The organism is Thermanaeromonas sp. C210 (assembly GCF_013167955.1).
Classification (GTDB): domain Bacteria; phylum Bacillota; class DSM-521; order Neomoorellales; family Neomoorellaceae; genus UBA12545.
In genome coordinates, this window is sequence record NZ_BLWF01000002.1 from 107250 (window position 1) to 133300 (window position 26051).

The following is a 26051-nucleotide window of genomic DNA, read 5'->3' on the forward strand; positions in this document are numbered from 1 at the left end:
TAACACCTCTCTTAACCCGAGCGCCGTGCCGCAAAGAGTACCCGCTTCAATTCCTCCAGGTTCTCCAAAACTTTGCCGGTGCCTATAACGACGGCCGTCAGGGGATCCTCGGCCATGTGGACCGGCATACCCGTTTCCTGGCTGACCAGCCTGTCCAGTCCCCAGAGCAGTGAACCCCCGCCAGCCATAACTATTCCCCGGTCCATAAGGTCCGCTGCCAGTTCGGGGGGCGTCCGTTCCAGACATACTTTAATGGCTTCCAGGATGGCGGCCACCGGTTCGGCCAGGGCTTCCTTGATTTCTTCCGCGGACACCTCAATTGTTTTGGGCAGACCGGTCACCAAATCCCGTCCCCGGACGGAGTAGGTGCGCGTGCTCCGGGCTTCGTCCTCCGGAGTATCGCCAAAATAAGCCGCACCTATTTCCATTTTTATCTCTTCGGCTGTACGCTCACCGATCATTAGATTGTAGTTGCGCTTAATATGCTGGGCAATGGCTTCATCCATTTCATCTCCGCCCATGCGAATAGAGCGGCTGGTGACGATACCTCCCAGGGAAATTACGGCCACTTCCGTGGTGCCCCCGCCGATGTCTACAATCATATTGCCGGTGGGCTCGTAGACCGGCAGCCCGGCACCGATGGCCGCGGCCATGGGCTCCTCGATGGGATAGGCCTCCTTGGCCCCTGCCTGAATGGCGGCTTCACGTACGGCCCTCTCTTCCACGGCAGTGACGCCCGAAGGCACGCCGACCACCACCCGGGGCCGGACAAAGAAACCCTTGGGAATGGCCTTTTGGATAAAGTAACGCAGCATGCTCTGGGTTACATCAAAGTCGGCTATAACTCCGTCCTTTAAAGGCCTTATAGCCACAATGTCGCCCGGTGTGCGTCCTATCATCTTCTTGGCCGCTTCTCCCACGGCTAGCACCTGCCCGTTTCCCCTCCGGATGGCCACCACGGAGGGCTCGTGCAGGACGATACCTTTGCCCCTCACATAAACGAGGGTATTGGCCGTACCTAAATCAATCCCGATGTCCCGGGAGAATACCATAAATCATGCTCCTTCCTCGTACGCTTTAAGGTCTATATCTAAGGCCTAAAGCAGGCCCCTCTCTTTCATACTCACAAAAGAGCCGTCTCCCAACACCACATGATCCAGGACCTCAATACCCAACAGCCTCCCAGCTTCTGCCAACCGACGGGTCACCTGAATATCCTCCACGCTGGGGGAAGGATCCCCGCTGGGATGGTTGTGGACGAGGATGATGGCCGCTGCACTCCTTTTTATGGGACCTTTAAATACTTCCCGCGGGTGTACCAGGGAAGCGTTCAAGCTACCCACCGCCACGTTATCGACGGCTAAAATCCGGTTCTTGGTATTCAAAGAAATAGTGCGAAAGTGTTCCCGGTCCAAATAGCGCATTTCGTCCATGAGAAGGGCGGCTACATCACCAGGCTGCTGGATGACAGGCCTGTGGGCGCTGTACGCCGCCAGCCGGCGCCCCAGTTCCACGGCCGCCTTTATCTGGGCCGCCTTAGCTAAACCTATTCCCTTCTGTTCCTTCAACTCTTCCAGGGAAACCTCGGCCAGGTAGCGCAGCCCTCCGGGCTGGGCCAGCAACCTTTGGGCCAAATCCAGGGCGTTTTCCCGGGGGGTGCCGGTGCGGAGTAGGATGGCCAGCAATTCGGCGTTGGAGAGGGCCTGGGCCCCTGCCAGCAACATGCGCTCCCGCGGCCTCAGATCTTCCGGCAGTTTCTTAATGGTCCTTCCCTCATTCTTTTCCACCATCTGCCTTAGGGCCTCCCCAGATATCTATGCCGAATTCCTCCAGCAGCCCGGCCGTTTTGACCAAGGGTAGGCCGACTACGTTGAAAAAGTCTCCCTTGATACCTTCGACCAGAAGGGCACCCCGCCCCTGGATGCCGTAGGCGCCTGCCTTATCCAGGGGTTCACCGGTGGCCACATAGGCTTTGATCTCTTTGGGTGTGAGCCGCCGGAAGCGTACTTCGGTACATTCCCAGGCTTCCCGGATAACTTTACCGGGCACAGCCACCACCGCTACCCCGGTATAAACGCGGTGGGTTTTCCCACTCAAAAAGCTCAGCATGGCTTCGGCTTCGGCCGGAGAAGACGGCTTACCCAGTACCCGGCCTTGGCAGACGACCAGGGTATCGGCCCCCACTACGACGGCCTCGGATAGGTTCCGGGCCACCTCCAGGGCCTTGGCCCTGGCCAGGGCCCTCACCCGTTCTTCAGGTGGCAGCCGGTCGTATTTGTTCTCCCGTAGGGAACTGGGCATGGTTTCAAACCGCAAGCCCAACTGGCTTAAGAGCTGCTGCCGCCGCGGTGAACCGGAGGCTAGAACCAGTCGAGGCATCTACCTTGCTCTCCTAAGGCTTTAAGCCTCGTGATAAGCTTTCAAAGTGCGCCGGAAGGCTAGGTTAAAGGTCAGGATTTCTAGATTAACGGTCAGGTCGACGTTGCGCACTTCGATGTGGCTCGGGACATTGATGACCCGCGGGGCAAAATTGAGAATGCCGCGGATGGAGGTCTTGGCCAGCTCGTCAGCCACAAATTGGGCCTGGTCGGCGGGCACGGCAATAATAGCTATTTGGGCCTTCTCCCTTTCGATTATTTCGGCCAGCCTATCCATGCTGTAAACTTCAACCCCGTTTAAACGGTAGCCGATCTTGTGGGGGGCATTATCAAAAATACCTACGATTTTAAAGCCCCTCTCCCGGAAACCGCCGTACATGGACAGGGCGGTCCCCAGGTTACCGGCACCGATGATGACCATGGGCCAGGTGGTATTAAGGCCCAGGATTTTAATGATATGCCAGTAAAGATCCTTTACATTGTATCCCACACCCCGGGTCCCGAATTCGCCAAAGTAGGCCAGATCTTTGCGAACCTGGGCCGGGCTCACCCCAACCCCTTCCGCAATTTCCCCCGACGAGATGGTCACAATTCCCTGGCGGTCGGCCTGGGCCAAGAAACGGGAGTACACCGAAAGTCTGGTGATGGTAGCCTCCGGAACTTTCAGGGTCTTAATCATTCTGGAAATCCCCCCTGCTATAGTTTAAACCTTTCGCACAAGGTCTGATTTTGTCCTATTCGCTATTTAACCGCGAAATCCTCTTTTTTCTTCATTAGAAACCATTCCCTGGCCTCAGCTACCATGTACAAAGATCCGGTAGCGCAAATCAAATCCTCAGGCCCCGCCAGACCCAGAGCTGTTTCCATAGCCTGGGATATGTGCCTGATGATATGAACGTGGGGGGTGAAGCGGCGCGCATGCAACCCCAAGACCTTCCAATCTCCCGCCCGGGGATTGTTGGGCCGGGTTATAATCACCGCCTGGGCCAGGGGAACCAAGGCGGCCACTACCTTTTCCCTCTCTTTATCGGCCAGCATCCCCAGAACCAAAATTAAACGCCGGTGGGGAAACAATTCTTCCAAGGACCGTTTCAGGGCCAGTGCGCCGTCGTAGTTATGGGCCCCGTCCAGAACCACCAGGGGACGGCGGTTAACTATTTCCAGGCGGCCCGGCCAGAAAGCCCGGTCCAACCCTTCCCGGATATGTTCTTCCAGGACGTCCAGGTTATGGTGGCGCCGCGCCGCTTCCATTACCGCTACCGCCAACGCGGCGTTGCTCAGCTGATGGCGACCCAAGAGGGCTACCCTCAGGCCGGGGTAGGTTCGGCCCAGCCCCTTCCAGTCCATCCGGCCTCCCCTGCAGGACACCTCGGTGGGGTTATAAGTAAATTCCTTCCCCAGCCGGTAGAGGATGGCTCCCTTCCGCCGGCACCTTGTCTCTATAACTTCCAGGGCTTCGGGCTTATCCGCGCCGGTGACCACTACCGCCCTATCCTTAATGATGCCCGCCTTTTCCCCGGCGATTTCTACCAGGGTATGACCCAGGTAATCCATGTGATCCAACCCTACGTTAGTAATTACACTGACCAGGGAGGAAGGTATCACATTGGTGGAATCAAAGGAACCTCCTAGACCGACTTCCAAAACTACGTAATCCGCCCCCACCTCATTAAAATAGTGGAAGGCTAAGGCCGTGCTTACTTCGAACTCGGTGGGATGCTCGTGGCCCTCCTTTACCATCCCGTCCAGAAGGGGGCGCATGCGGGTGAGGATTTCGGCCACGTGTTCCCGGCGTATCTCCTGCCCGTTCAGGCGGATGCGTTCGGTATAGCTGTGGAGGTGGGGGGAGGTAAAAAGCCCCACTCTATAACCGGCAGCCTGGAGGATGGCCGCCACCATGGCCGCTACCGACCCTTTGCCGTTGGTCCCACCGATATGAAAAAAACGGAGCCGGCGGTGGGGGTTACCCAACCGCTCCAGCAGCTCCTCCATACGACCTAAGCCCAGATTAACGCCGAATTTAGTAAGATCCCGCAAGTATGCCAGGGCCTGAGGATAATCCAAGCTTCTTCACCTCGAAATGTCTAGGACGTCTGGCCCCAGAGGTAGGGGAAAGCCCCGGGTAGCCCGGCATCTTCTACCCTCCCCAAGGGGGGCAGAAACCGCTGATGAGCTAAGGGACAGGAGGCCTTAGAAGCCTCTTAAGGAGCGCAGCCGACTCTGCAGGGCCTCCCCTTTGTCCACCAGCTCCTTTTCTTTAGCCCTTTCCTTGGCCACCACTTCCTCCGGCGCCTTAGCCACAAAATCGGGTTTGGCGAGCTTGCGGCGCACCTGCTCAAGCTCTTTCTGTACGGCGGCCAGTTCCTTTTCCAGCCGGGCTATTTCCTTCTGGAAATCCACCAACCCCTCAAGGGGTAGATAGATCTCCACGCCGGCGGTAACCGCCGCAGCCGCCTTAACCGGAGGCTCTTCCAGGGACGCCACTACTTCCACGGGTTCGACCCGGGCCAGGCTCTCCAGGTATTCTCGCGCCTCCTCTAAAACCCGCCTTGTAGCGGCAGACTGGGCGACGAGCAGGACCCGGGCCTTGCGGCCGGGAGCTACCCGCATTTCGCTTCTTAGATTGCGGATGGCCCGGATCACTTCTATAATCAATGTCATGGCCTCTTCGGCTGCCGCGTCGCGGGATTCCGGCGGCGCCTGGGGCCAAGAACTAACCATTATGCTGGACCTTTCGCCGGGGAGATGGTGCCAGATTTCCTCGGTGATAAAGGGCATGAAGGGATGCAGCAGCTGCAAGCTGGTCTCCAGCACCTCTACCAGCACTTTCTGGGCCGTGGCTTTGGCCGCCGGATCTTCACCGTAGAGGCGGCCTTTGGCCAGTTCAATATACCAGTCGCAGAACTCACCCCAGAAAAAGTCGTAGATAAGCCGGGCTGCCTCGCCTATCTCGTAATCCTCCAGATTGGCGGTAACCTGATCTACTACCCCGGCCAGCCGGCTCAAAATCCAGCGATCGGCCACGGTATACGGCGCCCTTTCCCCTTCCGGATCGTAATCCTGCAGGTTCAATAAGACAAAGCGAGCGGCGTTCCAGATCTTGTTGCAGAAGTTGCGGGTACTTTCCAGGCGCTCCGGATGGAAACGCAGATCGTTACCCGGCGTATTGCCGGTGATGAGCATAAAGCGCAGGGTATCGGCCCCGTATTCCTCTATAACTTCCATGGGGTCTACGCCGTTACCCAGGGATTTGCTCATCTTGCGCCCCAGGGCGTCCAGAACCAGGCCGTGAATGAGGACCTCCCGGAAGGGGACATCCTCCATGAATTCCAGTCCCATAAAGATCATGCGGGCCACCCAGAAAAAGATAATATCCCGACCGGTTACCAGCACCGAAGTCGGGTAATAAACCTCCAGCTCCCGGGTTTTCTCAGGCCACCCCATGGTAGAGAAGGGCCACAGGGCCGAGCTGAACCAGGTATCCAGAACGTCGGGATCCTGCTCCAGGGCCGTACTCCGGCAGGAGGGACACTCCTCGGGGTCGGTGGTACTGCATATGACCTCCCCGCACTGCTGGCAGTACCAGACCGGGATGCGGTGACCCCACCAGAGCTGGCGGGAAATACACCAGTCGCGGATATTCTCTAGCCAGTTAAGGTAGATCTTGGTAAAGCGCTCCGGCACGAAGCGTACCCGCCCTTCCCGGGCAGCGCGGATGGCGGGTTCGGCCAGGGGCTTCATCCGTACGAACCACTGGGGCGAAACTAAGGGTTCAATAGTGGTATTGCAGCGGTAACAATGGCCCACGGCGTGGGTATGCTCTTCTACTTTTACCAGGTAACCCAGGCGTTCCAGATCCTGAACCACCTGCCGGCGGCAGGCATACCGCTCCATGCCGGCGTATGGGCCGGCATCCGCCGTCATGGTGGCGTCTTTGCCGATGACGGTAACCGACGGCAGGCCGTGGCGCTGGCCTATCTCGAAGTCATTAGGATCATGGGCCGGGGTAATCTTAACCGCGCCGGTCCCGAAGTTAGGGTCCACATATTCATCGGCGATCACCGGTATTTCCCGGTTGACCAGGGGTAGGATGAGGGTTGCGCCGATGAAGGGGCGGTAGCGCTCGTCGTCCGGGTGGACGGCCACAGCCGTATCGCCCAACATGGTCTCCGGCCGGGTAGTGGCCACGACAATGCCGCCCGGACGGTCTTTAAAGGGATAACGTACATACCAAAGGTGCCCGGCCTCCTCCTGGTGTTCTACTTCGATGTCGGAAATAGTAGTCTGGCAGCGCGGGCACCAGTTGATGATATAATTACCGCGGTAAATCAACCCCTTCTCAAACAGGCGCACAAAAACCTCCCGGACCGCCCGGGAACAACCCTCGTCCATGGTAAAGCGCTCCCGGCTCCAGTCACAGGAAGCGCCGAGCCGCCGGAGCTGCTGGGTAATGCGCGTGCCGTACTGTTCCTTCCAGGCCCATACCCGCTGCAGGAACTCCTCCCGGCCCAGATCGTACTTGCTCAATCCCTCTTTAGACAGCTCCTCCTCCACCCGGGCCTGGGTGGCTATCCCTGCATGGTCGGTCCCCGGGATCCAGAGGGTAGCATCCCCCCGCATGCGGTGCCAGCGGACCAGGATATCCTGGAGGGTGTTATCTAAAGCATGTCCCAGGTGCAGGCTGCCGGTGACATTGGGCGGCGGCATGACTATGCTGAAGGTGGGCCGCCCGGCCGCTTTCTCCCGCGGCCCGCAGAAATAACCTGCCTTTTCCCACACGGGGTACCATTTCCGTTCAACCTCTTTAGGTGAATAGACCGAGGGCAATGAAAATGCCGAAGGCACACCCGCTTCCTCCTTATGCTTTTAGAAAAAAACCCCTCATCCGCCCTTGCCGGACGAGGGAATTGGCTATAAAGGTCCGCTAATATCTTAACGTTTCGGGCCAAATCATGTCAAGGGCTGTCGTTCCCGGCGGCTAGTTCCTCAGCGTAGATGATACCGGGCCGGGATCCACCGGAGCCTCGGCGTAATCACCCTTTTCTTGCCGGCCTTTGTCCGCCGGGTGGACGCGCTGAACCAGGGCCTCTTTGAGCACTTCGTCCATATGGTCTACCAGCACGAATTTTATTTTGCGCTTTACCTGCGGGGGTATTTCCTCCAGATTCTTGGCATTATCCCGCGGAAGTATAACGGTTTTAATCCCCGCCCGGTGGGCGGCCAGGACCTTCTCTTTTATCCCTCCTACCGCCAGCACCCGCCCCCGCAGGGTTATTTCCCCGGTCATGGCCACGTCGCTGCGTACCGGAACGCCCATCAAGGCCGAAGCCATGGCTGTAGCCATGGTTATACCTGCCGAAGGGCCGTCTTTAGGAATAGCTCCTTCCGGCACGTGGATGTGGACATCGCATTTTTCGTGGAAGTCAGGAGCCAGCCGCAGATCTCCCGCCCGGGACCGCAGGTAGCTGAAGCCAGCATAGGCCGATTCCTTCATAACCTCGCCTAGTTTACCGGTTAGGGTCAAGTTACCCTTCCCGTTTAACACGGTGGCCTCTACATTGAGGACCTCGCCGCCCACTTCGGTCCACGCGAGCCCGCGGGCCACGCCGATGACTTCCGCTTCTTCGGCCAGAGTATGCCGGTAGCGGGGTATACCCAGGAAGGTGTCCACGTTTTGAGCCGTCACCTTGACGGCTTCGGCCTTTCCGCTCACAATGTCCCGGGCCGTCTTACGGCACAGGGTGGCTATCTGGCGTTCCAGATTCCGCACCCCGGCTTCCCGGGTGTATTCCCGTATAATCCGGCGGAGGGCATTTTCCGAAATAACCAGCTGATTGGCCTTCAATCCGTGCTCCTTAATCTGCTTCGGGATTAGATGCAGCTGGGCTATTTTAACTTTCTCTTCTTCAGTATAGCCCGGTATGCGGATGACTTCCATTCGATCCAGCAAGGGCCGGGGAATGGAGTATTCCACATTGGCGGTGGTGATAAACATTACCTTGGAAAGATCGAAGGGGGCCTCGATATAATGATCGCTGAACATATAGTTCTGCTCCGGGTCCAACACTTCCAGGAGGGCCGATGACGGGTCGCCCCGGAAGTCACTGCTCATCTTATCGATTTCATCCAGCAAAAAGACGGGGTTCTTGCTGCCCGCCTGCTTCATCCCCTGGATGATGCGTCCCGGAAGGGCGCCCACATAGGTGCGCCGGTGACCGCGTATTTCCGCCTCATCCCGCACTCCACCGAGGGAAATGCGTACAAACTTGCGCTGTAGGGCCCGCGCGATGGACTTGGCCAGGGAAGTCTTACCCACCCCCGGCGGCCCCACAAAACATAAAATAGGCCCGCGCATCTTCTTAGCCAGCTTACGGATGGCCAGGTACTCCAGTATGCGCTCCTTTACTTCTTCCAGTCCGTAATGGTCTTCATTCAGGATCTTTTCGGCCATGTTGATGTCCAGGCGATCCCTGGTTTCTTTTTGCCAGGGAAGAGCCAGCAACCAATCCAAGTAGTTGCGCACCACGGTGGCTTCCGCAGCCATGGGCGGCATTTTCTCCAGGCGCTCCACTTCTTTGAGGGCCCTCTCCTCTATCTCCCTCGGGAGTTTGGCCTTAGCAATCCTTTCCCGCAACTCTTCGACTTCGGCCAGGCGCTCGTCTTTTTCGCCCAGCTCCTTCTGAATGGCCTTGATCTGCTCCCGCAGGTAATACTCCTTCTGGGTTTTCTCCATCTGCTTGCGGACCCGCAAGTTGATCTTGCGTTCCAGCTCCAGGATTTCCTTTTCCCGGGCCAGTATCTCACACAGGAGCTCCAAGCGCCGGCGGATGTCAACGGCCTCCAGGACGGCCTGCTTGTCAACCAGCTTGAGAGTCAAATGGGAGGCAATAACATCCGCCATCCTCCCCGGCTCTTCCAGGCTCACCACCGCCACCACGGTCTCCGGCGGGATTTTCTTGGACATCTTCACATAATGCTCAAATTCGTTGATGAGGGTGCGCATCAAGGCATCAATCTCGTTGTCGGACGGGACCTCGTCAGTATATTCCTCAATTTCCACGGACAAATAAGGATCATAGCCCAGGTAGCGGACGATCTTGCCCCGCCGCATCCCCTCCACCAGGATCCTTATGGTTCCCCCGGGCAACTTCAACAACTGCTTAATCTCCGCCACAGTGCCGGTAGTATAGATATCTTCTTCTCCCGGCTCATCGGTCTGGGCTTCCTTTTGCATGGCCAGGAAAATGGCCCTGTCCCGGATCATGGCCGCTTCGATGGCATTAACCGAACGTTCACGCCCTACGTCCAGGTGGAGTACGGTATATGGAAAAACAATAACTCCCCGCAAGGGAAGCAAAGGAATAGTCCGCGTCAAATTTTACACCTCCAACAGAGTCCCCCTATTTCTCCTCTCCAAGTCTTCATTATATTCTACGAGATATCGCCCCCCTCCGCAATAGGTAAAAAGCGGTGAGCGTTTAAGGGCGCTGGAAAGGGGAAGCGCTTAAGACCTGGGCCCGGGAAGATAAACCTTCGCGGGCACTGATTTTGTTTTCCTGGTACAGGGCATGCTCAAGCGCCTCCTGCACCCAGCGCACCGGCACCACCTGTATATCTTTCAACTTACGAAAGCTTTCCTGCCAGTTCTCCCAGGGTATCAACACTTTCCGGATCCCGGCCCGGCGGGCAGCTTCCACCTTGGCCACTATACCACCCACCGGCTTTACGGCCCCCCGTATGGATACCTCGCCGGTCATGGCCACTACATTGTCCACGGGTATTCCGGTGAAAGCAGAGTAGATGGCGGTGACCATGCTGATACCGGCCGACGGCCCGTCCACCGGTGTGCCGCCGGGAAAGTTAAGGTGAATGTCATAATCGAGGGGATCGACGTTTAAGAGGGAACGCACTACCGTGAGGACGTTTTCCACCGAGTTCCGGGCCATGCTTTTTCTCTTGAACCGGCGGCCGTCGTGGCTGCCCATCTCTTCCTCCTCAACCACGCCCGTTACCTTTACTTGTCCGCGGCGCTGGCCTACAAAGTGGACACAAGCTTCCAGTTCTACCAAGGTACCCATGTTGGCCCCATACACCGCCAGGCCGTTAACTACTCCCACCTGGGGCTCCGGGGAAATGCGCGCTTCCTGTCTGGGAGTGTATTGTCCGCAGCTCACCACCCATTCTACGTCTTCCCTTGTGATCTGGGCGCGCCTCTCGGTCATAGCCAGGCCGGCAGCCAGCTGGACCATGTTGACGGCTTCTCTGCCGTTGGTGGCAAAGCGCTTAATAATCTCTATTCCCTCTTCCTGCAGGGATAGGCCGATCTTGCGGGCCGCATTCCTGACGATAATGCCTATCTCCTCTGGCAGGAGAGGTCGAAAATAAATTTCTATGCAGCGGGACCGGATGGCGGCAGGGATTTCCTGGGGGAGCCGGGTGGTGGCCCCCACTAAACGGAAGTCGGCAGGCAGGCCGTTCTTAAAAATGTCGTGGATATGGCTGGGGATGTTGGTGTCCTCGGAGCTATAATAAGCGCTCTCCAGCAGTACCTTGCGGTCTTCCAGGACTTTGAGAAGTTTATTTATCTGGATGGGGTGTAATTCGCCGATCTCATCAATGAATAGAATCCCTCCATGGGCTTTGGTAACCGCTCCCGGCTTGGGTTGGGGAATTCCTGCCATGCCTAAAGGCCCTGCCCCCTGATAAATGGGATCGTGTACCGAGCCGATAAGGGGGTCGGCAATGCCCCGCTCGTCAAAACGGGAAGTGGCACCGTCCACCTCTACAAACTGGGCGTCCTCTTTGAAGGGCGATAAGGGGTTTTTCTTGGCCTCTTCCAGCACCAGCCTGGCCGCCGCCGTTTTGCCGACCCCCGGAGGCCCGTAGATAATGACATGCTGGGGGTTGGGACCGCAAAGGGCAGCCCGGAGGGCCTTCAACCCTTCTTCCTGGCCGATGATCTCGCTAAAAGTGGACGGGCGCGTTTTTTCCGCCAGGGGTTGGGTTAACGCAATCTGGCGCAACCGCTGCAGTTTTTCCAGTTCCTTACGGGATTCCTTTTCCACCGCCGTGCGGTTGCCAGGCTGGTTCTTCAAGAGATTCCAGACATACATCCCGATGACCACGGCCAGAAAGACCTGTACAAAGGTAAGTATTCCGGCGAGGTTAAGATTGGCTTCCGGCACAACTAAAGCTCCTTTCTGGAGGGTTTCGTTTCTTAAGTTGTGCCAGAACCCCGGATTTTATCCACCACGTCAGCAGGCAAAATAAAAGGCGGAAACCCCTGGGCTCCCGCCTTTCTCACCTAGATTTATCGTCACGCCGTCTCTTCTTTTTTCTTCTTGCGTTCTACCGTGGTGAGGAGAAGGGGCTCTTCCTTCCGCAAGATGACGTCCTTAGTAATCACACACTTGGTGACATTGCCCCGGGAAGGTATCTCATACATGACGTCCAGCATGACCTCTTCCAGAATGGACCGCAAGCCCCGGGCGCCGGTCTCCCTCTTGATGGCCTCTTTAGCAATGGCCACCAGGGCATCTTCTTTAAATTCCAAGGTGACGCCGTCCATTTCGAAGAGCTTCTGGTACTGCTTCACCAGGGCATTGCGCGGCTCCGTCAGCACCCGGATAAGGGCTTCTTCATCCAGGGCATCCAAGGTAACGATAATAGGCAGCCTGCCCACGAACTCCGGAATCAAACCGTATTTTAGGAGATCCATCGGCATTACGTGCTTCAGGATCTCGCCGATGTTGACTTCGTTTTTCCCTTGAATTTGGGCTCCGAAGCCCATGGTCTTCTTGGAAATGCGGTTCTTGATGATCTTATCCAAACCCTCAAAGGCCCCGCCGCAGATAAACAAGATGTTGGTGGTATCGATCTGGATGAACTCCTGGTGGGGGTGTTTGCGGCCCCCCTGGGGCGGCACGCTGGCCACCGTCCCTTCCAGGATCTTTAGCAAAGCCTGCTGCACGCCCTCCCCGGAAACATCGCGGGTAATGGAGGGGTTTTCCGATTTGCGGGCGATCTTATCGATTTCGTCGATATAAACTATACCCTTTTCTGCCTTCTCCACATCGTAGTCGGCCGCCTGGATGAGTTTCAGGAGTATATTTTCTACGTCTTCACCTACATAGCCGGCCTCGGTGAGGGACGTGGCGTCGGCAATGGCAAAGGGTACGTTGAGGATCTTAGCCAGTGTCTGGGCCAAGAGGGTCTTACCGCTTCCCGTAGGCCCGATCATGAGAATATTGCTCTTCTGAATTTCTACATCATCCAGTTTTAGGCCCAGATTAACCCTCTTATAGTGGTTGTACACCGCCACCGACAGGGCCTTCTTGGCGTGGTCTTGCCCTATTACATACTCATCGAGAATTTCCCTTATCTCCTTGGGCTTGGGAATCTCTCCTAGTTCCAGGCTTAGATCTTCATTCAGTTCTTCTTCGATAATTTCATTGCACAGCTCGATACATTCGTCACAGATATAAACCCCGGGTCCCGCCACCAGCTTCTTGACCTGATCCTGCAGCTTGCCGCAGAAAGAACACTTCAGTTGTCCCTTATCGTCGGTATACTTATACATGTAGAGTTCACCTCGCTGTCGTGCCTATTTGGCGAGCAGCACGCGCCTGGTGATTACCTCATCAATAAGACCGTACTCCTTGGCTTCCAAGGCCGACATAAAATGGTCCCGGTCCGTATCCCTCGCTATGACCTCCACGGGTTTCCCCGTGATCTCGCTCAGAATCTGGTTCAGCTGGTCCCTTATCTTCATAATACGCTTGGCGTGGATCTCAATATCCACCGCCTGACCCTGAGTGCCTCCCATGGGCTGGTGGATCATGATTTCGCTATGGGGCAAGGCATAGCGTTTTCCCTTAGCCCCCGCCGCCAGGAGAAAAGCACCCATGCTGGCGGCTAGCCCCACGCAAATAGTTGACACATCAGGCCTAATATACTGCATGGTATCGAAAATAGCCATGCCCGCCGTAATAGAACCCCCCGGACTGTTGATATAAAGGTGAATATCCTTGTCGGGGTCCTCGGCCTCCAAAAAGAGCATCTGGGCAATAACCAGATTGGCCACATGATCATCTATAGGGCTACCTAAGAAAATAATGCGGTCCTTTAGCAACCGGGAATAAATATCATAGGCTCGCTCGCCCCTATTGGTCTGCTCCACTACTATCGGCACCAGAACGGACATCTTCAGGCCCACCTCCGTCTGCAGGGATGCTGTTGCTTACTAGATACTCGATGGTCTTATTAATTATAATATCGTATCGCAGCCCATCCAAATTATTTTCCATTCTCTCCCGGACTTTTTCCACTGGCTGCTGCAGGAGCTGGGCCATTTTCTCTATCTCCCGGTCCACATCCTCCTGCGTAGCTTCCATGCCTTCGGCCTTGGCTATGGCTTCCAGGACTAAATCTGTTTTTACGTCCTTCTCGGCCTGAGGCCGCAGGTCTTCCTTCAACTGCTCCCAGGTTTTCCCCGACCGTTCCATGAGCTGCTCCAGGGAGACGCCCTGACTCTGGAGGCGCCAAGCCATATCATTAATCAAATAGCCAATGCGCCTCTCTACCAGCACCGGGGGTAATTCGACAGCGGCATTTGCTACCGCCTTTTCTATTACTTGGCGGCGCACTTCTGCTGCCGCCCTCTGCTCCTGCTCCTCCCTCAGGCGTTCGCGGATATCCTCCTTGAGTTCCTCCAGGGTTTCGTACTCGCTGACGTCCTTGGCAAACTCATCATCGAGGGGCGCGAGCTGTTTCCGTTTGATGCCCCGTATTTTAACGGCAAAAACCGCTTCCTTACCGGCCAGCTCTTGGCGGTGATAGTCTGCCGGGAAGGTCACCTTTACTTCCCGTTCTTCATCTACCTTGGCTCCCACCAACTGGGCCTCAAAGCCCCGAATGAAAGTACCGGAACCGATTTCTAGAGGGTAGTTTTCCCCTTTAAGGCCGGGATAATCTTGGCCTTCCACTTCACCTTTAAAGTCTATTATCGCCGTATCACCCTCTTGTAGGGAGCCTTCCTCTACGTCTTTAAGCTGGGCAAATCTCTCCTGCAGGCGCTTTAAAAAAGCCTCCACATCTTCATCGGTAACTTTTACCTCCGGCCGCTCTACCGGAATCCCTTTGTATTGTCCGAGCTGGACTTCGGGTTTGACGTCAACCGTGGCTTTGAAAATAAGGGGCCGGCCTTCCTCTGCCTGGACGATCTCTACCTCCGGTTGGTCGATGGGCTCAATCTTGGTTTCTTCTACCGCTTCCCGGTAGGCCGAAGGGATGACTATATCCATAGCCTCATGGTAAAGAGGCTCCTTGCCCATGTAGCGCTCTAAGATAAACCGGGGTGCTTTCCCTCTGCGGAAGCCCGGTATGTTGACCTGGCGTACCAGCTTCCGATAGGCCTTATCCAGTGCCTGCTCCAGCCGGGGAGCTTCCACCTCCACTTCCAGGATTACCCGGTTCTTCTCTAGCTTTTCCACCGTTGCCTTCATTTATGCCCTGCTCCTCCTCAGGTCCGACACTTGTTCATATTATGCTGGAACCTACGGAATTATTTCGCTACGCGGCTTACCTTTTCCTGCCGTCCAAGTATAAATTATCGGCCACTACAATAATACCTCGGCCGACCGTCCTGCAACCTAAGCCGAGGTGGTAAGAACAAAAGTCTTGCCTCTCGTTTCGTAGCCGCATTGTATCAGATAAGATCAGGACCTGTCAAGGGAGACCGCGCAGGCGTCCCCCCGACACCGGTGCCAAACTTGAACGCATCGCGTTGGCGCCCTGCAAGGCTAAAACATTCCAACAAAAGTCCGGGCCTTTTAACCCGGAACCCTGCTAGAAACAAAGGGCGGGCGATAGCCACAACGCCTTCCGCCCGCCTTTCCCCTTGTTGGTGAGCCATGGAGGAATCGAACCTCCGACACCCTGATTAAAAGTCAGGTGCTCTACCTACTGAGCTAATGGCTCATGCACATATGGCTGGGGCGGCTGGATTCGAACCAACGCATGACGGATCCAAAGTCCGTTGCCTTACCGCTTGGCTACGCCCCAGCACTAATTATCTAATTGGGGTGGGTGAAGGGACTCGAACCCATGACCCCCAGGGCCACAACCTGGTGCTCTAACCAACTGAGCTACACCCACCACGTAGCCGTACACTTTTATTCATTAACATGGCGCGCCTGGCAGGATTCGAACCTGCGGCCCGCGGCTTAGAAGGCCGCTGCTCTGTCCAGCTGAGCTACAGGCGCCCTAGATGATCGCAAGTATGGAGCGGGTGATGGGAATCGAACCCACGCAACCAGCTTGGAAGGCTGGGGCTCTACCATTGAGCTACACCCGCATGGCAACATTAATTATACTTCATAAACCTACAGTCGTCAACCGCTATCAAAACCTACGTATCCTATCCCGTCTCTTTGCCGGGCAGGCCTACTTGGGCTTGGAAGTGAGCGACTAAACTCGAAGGGTAGCCATGCTTAAGCTTCACGACAGACGGAGGCAGGCTTGAGACCAAGGATAGGCCGCGGCCGGCAACTGAGGCAGGAAGCCTAACTTGCCGGGAAGCCTGCCGGAGCCTTGAGCCCAGCGTCTAGCTTGGCCCGGAAGGTCTCCCAAGGGCAAGCCAAGGAGACCTGGGATCAAAAACGGGGACAGCTCAGCCCTCAAAAACCTTCACCAGAACAGGCCAAAGGTCGCGCACGGCCCGGGCCCGGTGGCTGATGTTGTTCTTGACTTCCGGTCCCAGCTCCGCCAGGGTCTTACCCCATTCGGGGAGCAAAAACAGGGGATCATAACCGAAGCCCTCTCGGCCGCGGGGTTCCCTGGTAATAAAGCCTTCAAGAAACCCCCTGCCCGTATAGGTATCGCCCTGGGCCGTGCATAGGGCCAGCACACAGCAAAAGCGCGCCCGCCGTAGTTCCTCCGGGTAGGGTTCCAGGAGGCGTAGGAGCTTCTCGTTGTTCCTGGCATCGTCGGCCCCTTCGCCGGCAAAGCGCGAGGAATAGAGTCCCGGCGCGCCACCTAAAGCTTCCACCTCCAGCCCCGAATCGTCCCCCAAGGCCGAGAGCCCCAACCAGCTGGACACTAACCGGGCCTTAAAAAGGGCGTTCTCTTCAAAGGTGCGGCCTGTTTCCGGAGGCAGGGACAGGCCAGGAAAATCCAGCAGGGAATATACCTCCAGCCGGAGGGGGGCGAGGAGTTCCTCGAACTCTCTAACCTTACCCCTGTTGCGCGTCGCTAGGACCAGCTTCCTCTGCATCCCTCGCTACCACCTTTAGGGCTAAGTCTCCCAGGGCCTTTTTCTGGGCCTGAATGAGCTCCCCGATTCCGAGCCAGGCCAGGTCCAGCATGGCGTCCATTTCGGCCCGGGAAAAGGTACTCCCTTCCGCCGTGCCCTGGACTTCCACTAGCTGGCCGCCTCCGGTCATGACCACGTTCATATCCACCTGGGCCATGGCATCCTCCTCAAAGGCCAGGTCTAGAAGGAGCTCTCCTCCCACTATGCCCACACTAGTAGCGGCCAGAAAATCCCGGACCGGCAGGTGGGGAATTACGCCGGCTTCTTGGAGCCCATGCAGGGCCCCCACCAAGGCCACAAATCCCCCGGTAATGGCCGCGGTCCTGGTGCCCCCATCGGCTTGAAGCACATCGCAGTCCACCCAAATGGTCCTCTCCCCTAAAAGGCCTAGGTCGACCACACTTCGAAGGGCGCGGCCGATGAGGCGCTGGATTTCATGGGTCCGGCCGCTAACCCTCCCCTTGGCCGCTTCGCGGACCGTCCTTTCCTTAGTGGACCGGGGCAGGAGGGAATATTCGGCTGTTATCCATCCCCTTCCCGAACCCTTTAGGAAGGGCGGCACTTTTTCTTCTACGCTGGCACTGCACAAAACCCAGGTTTCTCCCAGGGTGATTAGAGCCGAACCCTCTGCGTATTTGAGGTAGCCGGGTTCGATGTTCACCGGTCGCAGTTCCCGGGCTCCCCGGCCGTCCCTTCTAATCATGCCCCCTCATCACCTTTCTCCTGCAGGTCAGTCCAGGAGCTTGACGCGGCGCGCAGCCTTGAGCTCCGGCCAGCCCACCAGTTTTTGAGCCACCTGGCGAAAACTTTCTGCCGAACCGCTCACTAAAAAGGTATGGGCCTGGGAGCCGTGAACACAGCGCAGGCCACCGTGCCGCTCGAGGAGGTCACCCAGTTCCCGGGCGGTACTCGCCGCCGGATCTACTAAAGTTACCCCTTCTCCCGCCACCTCATGGATTACCGGTGCTAAAAAGGGATAATGGGTGCACCCCAAAAGGAGCGTATCGATACCCTCCTTCACCAGGGGCTCTACATATTCGGCCACCGCCTGGCGAGCCTCCGGCCCCTCCACTCTCCCCGCTTCCACCAGGGGTACCAGGCGGGGACACGCCTGGGGATAAACCTTCAGGCGGGGTTCCAGGGATTGAAGCAATCGGGCATGGATGCCACTGGCAATGGTAGCTTCCGTGGCCAGCACGCCGATACGGCCGCTACGGGTCACTGCCAGGGCTTCCCGGACCCCGGGTTCAATGACCCCGATAATGGGGACGCTATATTTATTTTTTAGATAGTCTAAGGCTATAGCAGAAGTAGTATTGCAAGCATCAACTATCGCTTTAACCCCTTGCTCCACCAGATAGGACACAATGGCATCGGCATAGGCTATCAGCTCCTCTACCTTTTTGGAGCCGTACGGTACGTGAGCCGTGTCACCGTAGTAAATGATAGTTTCTGCAGGAAGCTGGCGAACTATTTCCCGGACTACAGTTAACCCGCCGACCCCGGAATCAAACACACCCACCGGCTGTTCTGGCAGCACCCTTGTTCATCTCCTTCGTAAGATACACCCCTTCTACGACGACTGGTGTTAAATCTTTTACTATATATGTAAGTATTGCCGTCCGTAGCACCCGTTCACCGGTGCACCTAAGCCATTCTAGCAGAGAAAACAAAGGCTGACAAGGAAGCTGCCAGGTGAGGCATCTGCGTTGTGGCCGATTTTTTAGAAGGCCTTGACATAATCTTACAGAAGCAACCCTATAATTAATAGGGTAGGCGCCTCAGGAATATAAAAAGCCTTAAGGAGATGGCAAGCGTTGGTAAAATAACCCCAAAAAGGGTATATTACTTCTTCTACCACCCTTTATGGTAGTATCTACCACTTAATTTAGGCTGCCTTTACTAAACTGCGTAGGTTTTCTCCTTTCTTTTCTCGTATCCTCCCTAGCGCCATGGCCAGCATCACCGCTAACGCTAGAGCGCATGTTAAACTCATCTTCTTTAATCCTCGAATAAAGTGTTGCTCAAAACCAAAACTCTGGTCTAATCGGCTGTTTACTCGCTCCACCGCTGTACGCTTCTTGTAAAGTTCCTCCCAGCGGTAGCTGGAACGTGCTAGCGGCGTGAACACCCTCCGGTCTTCCTTAAGGGGTATCCGAATACTGCTCTTAACCGGACATTTATCTATTCCCTTGCATCTTAACCCATAATGCCTGGCCGGACAGCGGTATTTTAATGTTTCCCGGTCCTTCTCAAATCCTCCATAGGCCATCTCCCTCTTTATCCCCGTCTCCGGACAGTAACAGTATACTTTCCCCTTATAGTCGTATACTACGCTCTCCTGCCCCGCTATTAGTTTAGTTTCTTCCCCGTCTTTCCATTGGTTCCTTATGTCTATGACCGGCTTTATTTGATACTCTTCCCATAGCTCGATGATTAGTTCTGTGGAGTCGTAGGCCTTGTCTGCTGTAAGATATTTAATCCTTTCAAAGGTCCCCGGTGCCTTCTCTTTTACCCTCTCCAGAAGCTTGGGCGCCTCTTTTACTTCGCTCGCCGACGCCTTGGTAACTTTAAACCCTAGAGGCAGTTCGTATAGGGCATCTACTATTAGGTGCAGCCGAAATCCAAACCATTTCACTACTTTTTCCCACTGGCTGCCGTCTTCCCTCTTACCCCGGTAAACCTTACACCCCCAGTCTGCATCTTGTTCCCGCCGACCGTCAGGTCTAAGCTCCCCCACTTTTTCCTTCTTCCTCCCACGACTTAAGCTCGCCAAGGCTTTGCCGTCTATGGCCGCTACTTCTCCAAAACCCGGTAGTTCCTCCCTTAGCTCCTCTACCAGCCGGTAAAATATTTCTTCGACCTTCTCTTCTTTCTTAAGCAGTTTCCCCAAAAACCGGCTGTATACCCATGACGGCGGTACGGCTTTTTCTCCCTTCGTTAGGTCAAATCCGCATAGCTCTCGTAATTGGGCATTACGCCAAAGTTCCCGCCTTAAACTTTCTATCGAAGGATGTTGGTATACTATCCCTGCCAGTACAGAGTTCCATACGGCCCTTATGGGATAGTCATCCCGCCCATTCGCCCGTTCCTTCTCCAGTTCCACCATCAATTCTTCGTCCGGCATGTATTCAAGTACTAGCCTAAGTCGTTCGAGCTCCCCTAAATTTTCGATTTCCCTCCACCCAAAAAGCCTCTGTTGTGGTATAATAGCCATGGATGACCCTCCTTTGTTTGGTTGGTTTGGTCTTACTTAACAGATTCGCTCTGAAGGAGGGTCATCCTCTTTTTTGGGGTCAATTTTTTAATTCCTTAAACCCAATCCCCCTCAACCCCAACCAAATTCATGCCTTTCCCGGGGTAAAATTTTTTCCCCCAATCCCTTCATACCTTCACCTTTCTTATTTCCGCGTCAGCGCAGATGGCTCCAGGTAAGGGTTATGAATTAAAGTATCTCCTCAATCCTTCTAAGATGCCGGCCGCCGCCTTGGCTTGGAAAGCCGGGTCCTTTAATAATTTCTCTTCCCGGGGGTTAGAGATAAAGGCTACTTCCACCAGGGCCGAAGGCATTTTGGTGTTGCGCAGGACGGAAAAATTAGCTTCCAAAACCCCAATGTCGCGGAGGCCCAGAGCAGCCACCAGGGCATTTTGAATACTGCGGCCCAGGCGCAGCCGTTCCTCCCTCTGCTGGCCGAGTTCCGTACCGGGTGGAGCATAAACATAGGTGGAAGTCCCTCCTACCTCGGAACTGACAGAGGCATTGGAGTGGATGCTCAAGAAGACGTCCGCTCCGAGGTCGTTGGCGTAAAAAGCCCGTTCGGCCAGCCTGTAGGGAGTTGATTCGCCTTCGCGCGTGAGGTATACTTTGGCTCCCTCCGACCTTAAGAGATCGGCAAGCTTTAGGGCGATGGCCAGGTTGATGTCCTTTTCTTGAGTGCCCCCCGGCCCGATGGCCCCCGGATCCCGCCCCTCAGGGTCGGTACCGTGGCCGGGGTCTAGAACGATCACGGCATTCTTCAAGGAAGGTTGCTCCAGGAAAAACAGCCTTCCTTTGCCTTGCGGCGCCTCTCCTACCGAAAACTTCAAAGAAGTAGTTAGATCGGCTACTACCCGCACCGTATCGGAGGTAAACTGGCTCATTCTTATCCGGGCCACACCCTTCGCCCCCACGGGGACCTCGCGCTCATCAAGAGGCACGTCCAGCACGGCGCCCGGAATATCCCATACCAGTCTTTCAGGGTTATACAGCCGCAGGGTCTTGTAGGTGAAGGCCTGGGTCCCCTGAACCCACAGCTGCAATCCCTCCGCTGTTGTCTTTACTTCTACCCCGGTGATGCGGAGAGACCCTCCGTCGCCCTCCTCTTCTCCTTTATCACCTTCCCAAGGCTTAAGGGTAACCAGACTGGCCGGTACCCAGCCCTTCAGGCCTGTCTCCAGCTGTACTTGTATCCAGCCCTGCTGCTCTTCTACCACCCGCAGTTGAGAACCCGCCGGAGCCGTGGCGACCTGGCGGTAAATGGGCCCAGGCCCGGCCAAAACGGCCACCGGTTTGGAGCCTACTACGGCAACGTAACTCGTCGGCTTTTCCTCTTGTCCTCCGCTCCCTCCGTCCGAGGGCGGTGGAGTACCCACGGGTTCCACCCAGTCGGCGCTGATCCAGCCGCGTCCCCCGTCGGAGAGCTGGACTTGATACCAGCCGGGAACCTTACCCAAAACGGGGAGCACCGTGCCTTCTTTAACGGTAAGTAGAGGAGGATCGTAGGCTGTACTCGGACCGGGACGGATATTCACGTAACTTCCCCGTACTCGCACTTGCTTCACGCTCGTCTGTTCCGGCAGCCAGATCCGCACACTCGAAGAAGAGGCATCCCAATCCACCTGGGCGCCGAAATTCTCTGCAATAACCCGCACCGGCACCATGGTGGTACCCTGGTGAAGCACCGGCGCCGTGTCCATGGCCAAGGTCCGGCCGTCCAGCCTGGCCGTCTTCTTACCTATCCACATCTCCAAAACTGTATTACCGTATTCAATTCGGACCTTTTGTTCGCCGGCCACCCAGCCAACCTTGGCCTTCATGGCCTCCATGATTATGCGGATGGGTACCATGGTCCGGCCGGCGGTGTCGACATAAGGCGCCACGGCCGGATTAAGTAGCGTTCCGTTAAAGTACAATTTGACGGTACGGGTGGCTGCTGAAGCCGGCCCCCCGGCGAAAACACCGGCCACCAGCAGAAAGAATAGACTCCACGTCAAAAGGTGCTTCCAACCTAATCTGACCGGCTGGCGGCAGCCTCCCCTGCTCCGCCCCCGTACAACCACTCCCCTCTCCCCTTTCTGGCAAAACTGGCAACACCAAACTAATTCGCTATTTATGTCGACTTTCCTTCCCCCACCAAAATTTATGTCAAAAGAAAAAAGAGTGCCTGGGCACTCTTTCCAGATATTCCCCTATTCCTTTGGCAAGGCATACGCCCTTTAAATTAATCTGTCTTAATTATGGCCTCATTGCGGGTCATAGCCGAAGATACATCCAGGTGGCCGGCGATGGTCTCTACGTACTGTCCCTCCACCAGGATTTGCACTTGTTTCACCGTAGGAAACTGGGTCAAAGTGTTGACGATGGAATAAACCGTCAGGCTCTCCCCCAAGGAACCCCCACTGTGGTTTTCCACCAGCTCCTTGCTGAAATCCACCCTGGCCAGGCCGTCGGGCCGGATGTTGATATCTTTAAGGACGGTCCCTTCAGGAATGGTAGGCAGGAGTTGAGAACCCGGCGCCGGTCCCTTGATCAATTCCTCTACCGTGGCCCGAGCAATTCCTTCCACTTTAGGAATGAGGCGTTCCTCGGCCACCAGCTTCTGCCCCGTGGGATCGCTAAAATAAAGTACTACCTTGACGGTGTCCTGGTTTTCCGTCACCTGAGGGCTTTCCGGCTGGCCGAGCTCTTCCTGGGGTGTTTGCAACTGAACCTGGGAATCCGGTTGGTCAGCCGTGTCTTTAGATAAGCCGCAACCACTAGATAAAGCCGCCAGAAAGGCACAGAGGAGGCCCGCCGCCAAAGCTTGAACCTTTCCCCGCAAAGAAATCCCTCCTTCCTGCTTCTGCTATTTCATTCATATCCGTGAAAGGAGGGATATATTACTAATTTTTTAAGGCACCTCGGACAAAACCTCCCGCAGGGCGTCAATCAATCGTTGGTTCTGCCGGCGGGTACCGATGGTAATACGGAGGAAGGTTGGGTATCCAAAAATATCTCCGGTACGGACGATAACCCCTTTGGCGAGCATTTTCTTAAAAACCTCCCGGCTATCGCGGCCAATATCCACAAAAATGAAGTTGGATTCCGTGGGTACATATTTGAGGCCTAAGGCCCGGAATTGCTCATAGAGGAATTCCTTGCCTTCGTTGTTGACCTCCCTGCTCTTGCCCACATGATACTCATCCTGGAGGGCGGCCCTGGCCGCTACCTGGGCCAGAGAATTAACATTAAAGGGCTCCCTAACGCGGTTCAAAGCCTTAATAACTTCCGGGTGAGCGATGCCATACCCCACCCGCAGGCCCGCCAGGCCGTAAATCTTGGAAAAGGTCCGCAGGACGATGACGTTGGGCCGCCCGTCCCGTACGTAGGCCAGGCTATCGGGATAGGCAGGCGAGGTCACATATTCGTAGTAGGCCTCATCCAGTACTACCAGTACATGGGAGGGCACACGGTTCAGAAACACATCCACTTCTTCCTGCGATACAATGGTTCCGGTAGGATTGTTGGGGTTGCAAAGGAAAACCAGGCGGGTCCGCGGGCCAACGGCCCCTGCCATGGCTTCCAGGTCAAGGCGGAAATCCCGGCAGGGAACCTTCACCGCCCTCCCTCCCATCACCTGGGCCGCAAATTCATATTCGGAAAAGGTGGGATCGCCTACTATAACTTCGTCCCCGGGATCTACAAAGGCTTCGCCCAGCATTTTGAGGATTTCATCGGTGCCGTTACCTATAATGAGCTGCTCCTCCGATACCTCCAGCTTGGCCGCCAGGGCTTGCTTCAGGTAATAACAGCTGCCGTCCGGGTAAAGGTAGATCTTTTCGGCAGCCTCCCGCAGGGCCATAACCGCATCGGGCGAAGGGCCCAAAGGGTTTTCGTTGGAGGCCAGCTTGATCACGTCCTTAATGCCCAGCTCTCGCTGCACTTCTTCAATGGGCTTGCCCGGAACATAGGGTTTGATATCCAGGATGGCTTCCCGGCAGGCAGGGTAAGACTTGACCATAAGGCCCATCACTCCCGTCTCCAATTTGCTTTTATAATGCGTAGACATTTTCGGCGCTTACCAGTTTAACACCCTTGGCCGATAAGATCTCAATGGCCTTATCCAGATCTTCTACGCGGAAGATTACCAGGGCGCCGTTTTCGCCTTTGCCGAGAAAGGCGTACAAGTACTCAATATTGATACCCGCTTCCTCCAGGTGGGTCAGAACACTGCTCAGCCCGCCGGGACGGTCCGGCATCTCTACCCCCAGAACCTCAGTCAAACTTACCGTGAAGCCCCCCTCCCTCAAGGTCCGGTAAGCGGCCTGAGGATCGTTTACAATGAGGCGCAGGATGCCGAAATCCGACGTATCGGCAATAGATAGGGCCCGAATGTTAATGCCCTTGGAAGCCAGCAGCCTGGTGACGGCGGCCAGGCGTCCCGATTTGTTCTCCAGGAATACGGACAGTTGTTTGATTTTCATCTCCGGCCCCCCTAAAGTTTTCGCCTATCGATGACCCGTTTGGCCTTCCCTTCGCTGCGAGCAATGGTTTTAGGTTCCACCAGGGTAACCTTAACGCTGATGCCCAGGGTGCTCTCCAGCTCCTGGCGGAGCCGGTGTTCCAGGTCCTCCAGCCGGCGTACTTCATCGGAAAACAGGCTTTCGGAAACTTCCACCTGGACTTCCAGGGTATCCAGGCTGCCCTCCCGGTCCACGATGAGCTGGTAATGGGGCTCCGTTCCCCCTATCTCCAGCAGTACGCTTTCCACCTGGGAGGGGAAAACATTCACCCCGCGGATGATGAGCATATCGTCAGTGCGGCCGGTAATGCGGGCGATGCGTACCCCCGTTCGCCCACAAGGGCAGTCCCCCGGTAAAAGGGCAGTCACATCCCTGGTGCGGTAACGGATGACGGGTAAAGCCTCCTTGGTGAGGGAGGTCAGGACCAGTTCCCCCACCTGGCCGGGGCCCAGGGGTTCCCCGGTGGCCGGGTCGATTACTTCGGCTAAGAAGTGATCGCCGAAGATGTGCAGCCCGTTCTTCTCCTGGCATTCGATGGCCACCCCGGGCCCGATTACTTCGCTAAGCCCGTAGATATCGACTGCACTGATCCCCAGCCGCCTTTCGATTTCCCGCCGCATACTCTCCGACCAGGGTTCGGCCCCGAAAATTCCGGCCTTCAGCTTGAGTTCCGCGGGATCTATCCCCATTTCCCCTATGACCTCGGCAATATGAAGGGCATAGGAAGGAGTGCAGGTTAAAATGGTGCTGCCAAAATCTCGCATAATCATAACCTGGCGTTTAGTGTTGCCGCCCGATATGGGTATGACCGAAGCACCCAGGCGTTCGGCGCCGTAATGCACACCCAGACCGCCGGTAAACAGGCCGTATCCGTAGGCATTATGGATAATGTCGTTGCGGGTGGCACCGCCGCACACCAAGGCCCGGGCCATGAGCTCCGCCCACACATCAATATCCCTCCGGGTATAGCCCACCACGGTGGGCTTTCCCGTAGTCCCGGAAGAAGAATGGATGCGGACGATTTCGCTCATGGGCACGGCAAACATGCCAAAGGGATAGTTTTCCCGCAAATCATCCTTAGTAGTAAAGGGGAGCTTGCGCAAATCCTCCAGAGTCCTGATATCTCCAGGCTCCAAGCCCTTGGCTTGAAAAGCCCGCCGGTAGTGGGGGACGTTAAGAAAGGCCCTCTCCACCGTTGCCTTTAGCCTCTCCAGCTGCAACTGCTGCAACTCTTCGGCGGATAAACACTCGTATTTCGGATTCCAGTACACCTTCGGCCCTCCACCACTAACCAATCTCAGACGTTCGACTTCTGGTTTTATTAGTTCCACACCCGCGGGCAGTTTCCTGCCGGCTCATAGGTGGACTCCCAAAAATCATGCAAAGGGAAAAAGGTGGCCCCCAACTCCCCGGGATGAAGGAGAAAACAAGCCAATTATAGAGAGAACGGTTATTAATCTTCATAAATCCCTCCTCAGGCGACCACCCGAGGCCTTGGGGGAATTCCCCCCTACCGACCTCATCGGGTAGATTTAAGGAAGGTTGCCGGCTTACCGTTAACCTTGCCGATTTAAGGAGCTGATGGAACTTGAGGACAGCCG

20 protein-coding genes and 5 tRNA genes are annotated in these 26051 nt (G+C 56.0%); all 25 read right to left on the reverse strand.

The features are described from left to right. Positions 1–11: 11 nt before the first annotated feature. Positions 12–1052, reverse strand: coding sequence for a rod shape-determining protein (locus TAMC210_RS04630; RefSeq protein ID WP_173297651.1), 1041 nt, complete (start codon positions 1050–1052; stop codon positions 12–14). 45 nt (positions 1053–1097) lie between these two features. Continuing rightward, positions 1098–1790, reverse strand: a complete 693-nt coding sequence (radC, locus tag TAMC210_RS04635; RefSeq protein ID WP_173297652.1) for a RadC family protein — start codon at positions 1788–1790, stop codon at positions 1098–1100. Then, a complete protein-coding gene (locus TAMC210_RS04640) occupies positions 1774–2379 on the reverse strand; it encodes a Maf family protein (RefSeq protein WP_173297653.1) in 606 nt (201 codons plus the stop codon). Before TAMC210_RS04640 ends, radC begins: the two co-directional genes overlap by 17 nt. 21 nt (positions 2380–2400) lie before the next feature. Next, complete coding sequence (locus tag TAMC210_RS04645; protein WP_173298134.1) at positions 2401–3054, reverse strand: redox-sensing transcriptional repressor Rex; 654 nt, start codon at positions 3052–3054, stop codon at positions 2401–2403. A gap of 65 nt (positions 3055–3119) precedes the next feature. Next, on the reverse strand, positions 3120–4442 hold the full coding sequence (locus TAMC210_RS04650; RefSeq protein WP_173297654.1) for a bifunctional folylpolyglutamate synthase/dihydrofolate synthase: 1323 nt from the start codon (positions 4440–4442) through the stop codon (positions 3120–3122). Positions 4443–4568: 126 nt separating this feature from the next. Beyond that, positions 4569–7223 carry a valine--tRNA ligase gene (locus TAMC210_RS04655; protein ID WP_173297655.1) on the reverse strand — a complete coding sequence of 885 codons (2655 nt, stop codon included), beginning with the start codon at positions 7221–7223 and terminating at the stop codon, positions 4569–4571. A gap of 133 nt (positions 7224–7356) precedes the next feature. Continuing rightward, positions 7357–9753, reverse strand: coding sequence for an endopeptidase La (gene lon, locus TAMC210_RS04660; protein ID WP_173297656.1), 2397 nt, complete (start codon positions 9751–9753; stop codon positions 7357–7359). 103 nt (positions 9754–9856) lie between these two features. Beyond that, complete coding sequence (lonB, locus tag TAMC210_RS04665) at positions 9857–11491, reverse strand: ATP-dependent protease LonB (protein WP_173298135.1); 1635 nt, start codon at positions 11489–11491, stop codon at positions 9857–9859. A gap of 203 nt (positions 11492–11694) precedes the next feature. Then, positions 11695–12957, reverse strand: a complete 1263-nt coding sequence (clpX, locus tag TAMC210_RS04670; RefSeq protein ID WP_173297657.1) for an ATP-dependent Clp protease ATP-binding subunit ClpX — start codon at positions 12955–12957, stop codon at positions 11695–11697. A 24-nt stretch (positions 12958–12981) separates the two neighbouring features. Further along, positions 12982–13581: an ATP-dependent Clp endopeptidase proteolytic subunit ClpP gene (clpP, locus tag TAMC210_RS04675; protein WP_173297658.1), complete on the reverse strand. Its 600-nt coding sequence runs from the start codon at positions 13579–13581 to the stop codon at positions 12982–12984. Next, on the reverse strand, positions 13541–14881 hold the full coding sequence (gene tig / locus TAMC210_RS04680) for a trigger factor (RefSeq protein ID WP_173297659.1): 1341 nt from the start codon (positions 14879–14881) through the stop codon (positions 13541–13543). Before tig ends, clpP begins: the two co-directional genes overlap by 41 nt. 399 nt (positions 14882–15280) lie before the next feature. Next, positions 15281–15356: transfer RNA gene (locus TAMC210_RS04685), tRNA-Lys, on the reverse strand. 9 nt (positions 15357–15365) lie between these two features. Next, positions 15366–15440 (reverse strand) — tRNA-Gln (locus TAMC210_RS04690). Positions 15441–15456: 16 nt separating this feature from the next. Continuing rightward, positions 15457–15533, reverse strand: a tRNA-His gene (locus TAMC210_RS04695). 30 nt (positions 15534–15563) lie between these two features. Next, positions 15564–15640 (reverse strand) — tRNA-Arg (locus TAMC210_RS04700). A gap of 18 nt (positions 15641–15658) precedes the next feature. Then, a tRNA-Gly gene (locus tag TAMC210_RS04705) sits at positions 15659–15732 on the reverse strand. A 315-nt stretch (positions 15733–16047) separates the two neighbouring features. Further along, positions 16048–16650 carry an XTP/dITP diphosphatase gene (locus tag TAMC210_RS04710; RefSeq protein WP_173297660.1) on the reverse strand — a complete coding sequence of 201 codons (603 nt, stop codon included), beginning with the start codon at positions 16648–16650 and terminating at the stop codon, positions 16048–16050. Then, complete coding sequence (gene rph, locus TAMC210_RS04715; protein WP_173298136.1) at positions 16610–17389, reverse strand: ribonuclease PH; 780 nt, start codon at positions 17387–17389, stop codon at positions 16610–16612. Before rph ends, TAMC210_RS04710 begins: the two co-directional genes overlap by 41 nt. A 30-nt stretch (positions 17390–17419) precedes the next feature. Further along, the gene (gene murI, locus TAMC210_RS04720) at positions 17420–18229 is read right to left on the reverse strand and encodes a glutamate racemase (protein WP_217267267.1); all 810 of its coding nucleotides are present in this window, start codon (positions 18227–18229) and stop codon (positions 17420–17422) included. Between the two features lie 348 nt (positions 18230–18577). Beyond that, positions 18578–19906: a transposase gene (locus TAMC210_RS04725; protein ID WP_173297661.1), complete on the reverse strand. Its 1329-nt coding sequence runs from the start codon at positions 19904–19906 to the stop codon at positions 18578–18580. A 221-nt stretch (positions 19907–20127) separates the two neighbouring features. Further along, positions 20128–21942, reverse strand: a complete 1815-nt coding sequence (locus TAMC210_RS04730) for an N-acetylmuramoyl-L-alanine amidase (RefSeq protein WP_173297662.1) — start codon at positions 21940–21942, stop codon at positions 20128–20130. Between the two features lie 227 nt (positions 21943–22169). Next, positions 22170–22769 carry a GerMN domain-containing protein gene (locus TAMC210_RS04735; protein ID WP_173297663.1) on the reverse strand — a complete coding sequence of 200 codons (600 nt, stop codon included), beginning with the start codon at positions 22767–22769 and terminating at the stop codon, positions 22170–22172. Between the two features lie 69 nt (positions 22770–22838). Next, positions 22839–23948, reverse strand: coding sequence for a histidinol-phosphate transaminase (hisC, locus tag TAMC210_RS04740; protein WP_217267268.1), 1110 nt, complete (start codon positions 23946–23948; stop codon positions 22839–22841). Positions 23949–23979: 31 nt separating this feature from the next. Further along, on the reverse strand, positions 23980–24411 hold the full coding sequence (locus TAMC210_RS04745; protein ID WP_173297665.1) for an ACT domain-containing protein: 432 nt from the start codon (positions 24409–24411) through the stop codon (positions 23980–23982). A gap of 11 nt (positions 24412–24422) precedes the next feature. Continuing rightward, positions 24423–25721, reverse strand: coding sequence for a phenylacetate--CoA ligase family protein (locus tag TAMC210_RS04750; protein ID WP_173297666.1), 1299 nt, complete (start codon positions 25719–25721; stop codon positions 24423–24425). Positions 25722–26051: the final 330 nt, after the last annotated feature.

Bases quoted from the DNA above. Each gene is read 5' to 3' on its own strand.
- TAMC210_RS04630 (WP_173297651.1), bottom strand. From the start codon at position 1,052: ATGGTATTCTCCCGGGACATCGGGATTGATTTAGGTACGGCCAATACC.
- radC (WP_173297652.1), bottom strand. From the start codon at position 1,790: ATGGTGGAAAAGAATGAGGGAAGGACCATTAAGAAACTGCCGGAAGAT.
- TAMC210_RS04640 (WP_173297653.1), bottom strand. From the start codon at position 2,379: ATGCCTCGACTGGTTCTAGCCTCCGGTTCACCGCGGCGGCAGCAGCTC.
- lonB (WP_173298135.1), bottom strand. From the start codon at position 11,491: ATGTATGTCTGGAATCTCTTGAAGAACCAGCCTGGCAACCGCACGGCG.
- clpX (WP_173297657.1), bottom strand. From the start codon at position 12,957: ATGTATAAGTATACCGACGATAAGGGACAACTGAAGTGTTCTTTCTGC.
- clpP (WP_173297658.1), bottom strand. From the start codon at position 13,581: ATGTCCGTTCTGGTGCCGATAGTAGTGGAGCAGACCAATAGGGGCGAG.
- tig (WP_173297659.1), bottom strand. From the start codon at position 14,881: ATGAAGGCAACGGTGGAAAAGCTAGAGAAGAACCGGGTAATCCTGGAA.
- TAMC210_RS04710 (WP_173297660.1), bottom strand. From the start codon at position 16,650: ATGCAGAGGAAGCTGGTCCTAGCGACGCGCAACAGGGGTAAGGTTAGA.
- TAMC210_RS04725 (WP_173297661.1), bottom strand. From the start codon at position 19,906: ATGGCTATTATACCACAACAGAGGCTTTTTGGGTGGAGGGAAATCGAA.
- hisC (WP_217267268.1), bottom strand. From the start codon at position 23,948: ATGGTCAAGTCTTACCCTGCCTGCCGGGAAGCCATCCTGGATATCAAA.
- TAMC210_RS04745 (WP_173297665.1), bottom strand. From the start codon at position 24,411: ATGAAAATCAAACAACTGTCCGTATTCCTGGAGAACAAATCGGGACGC.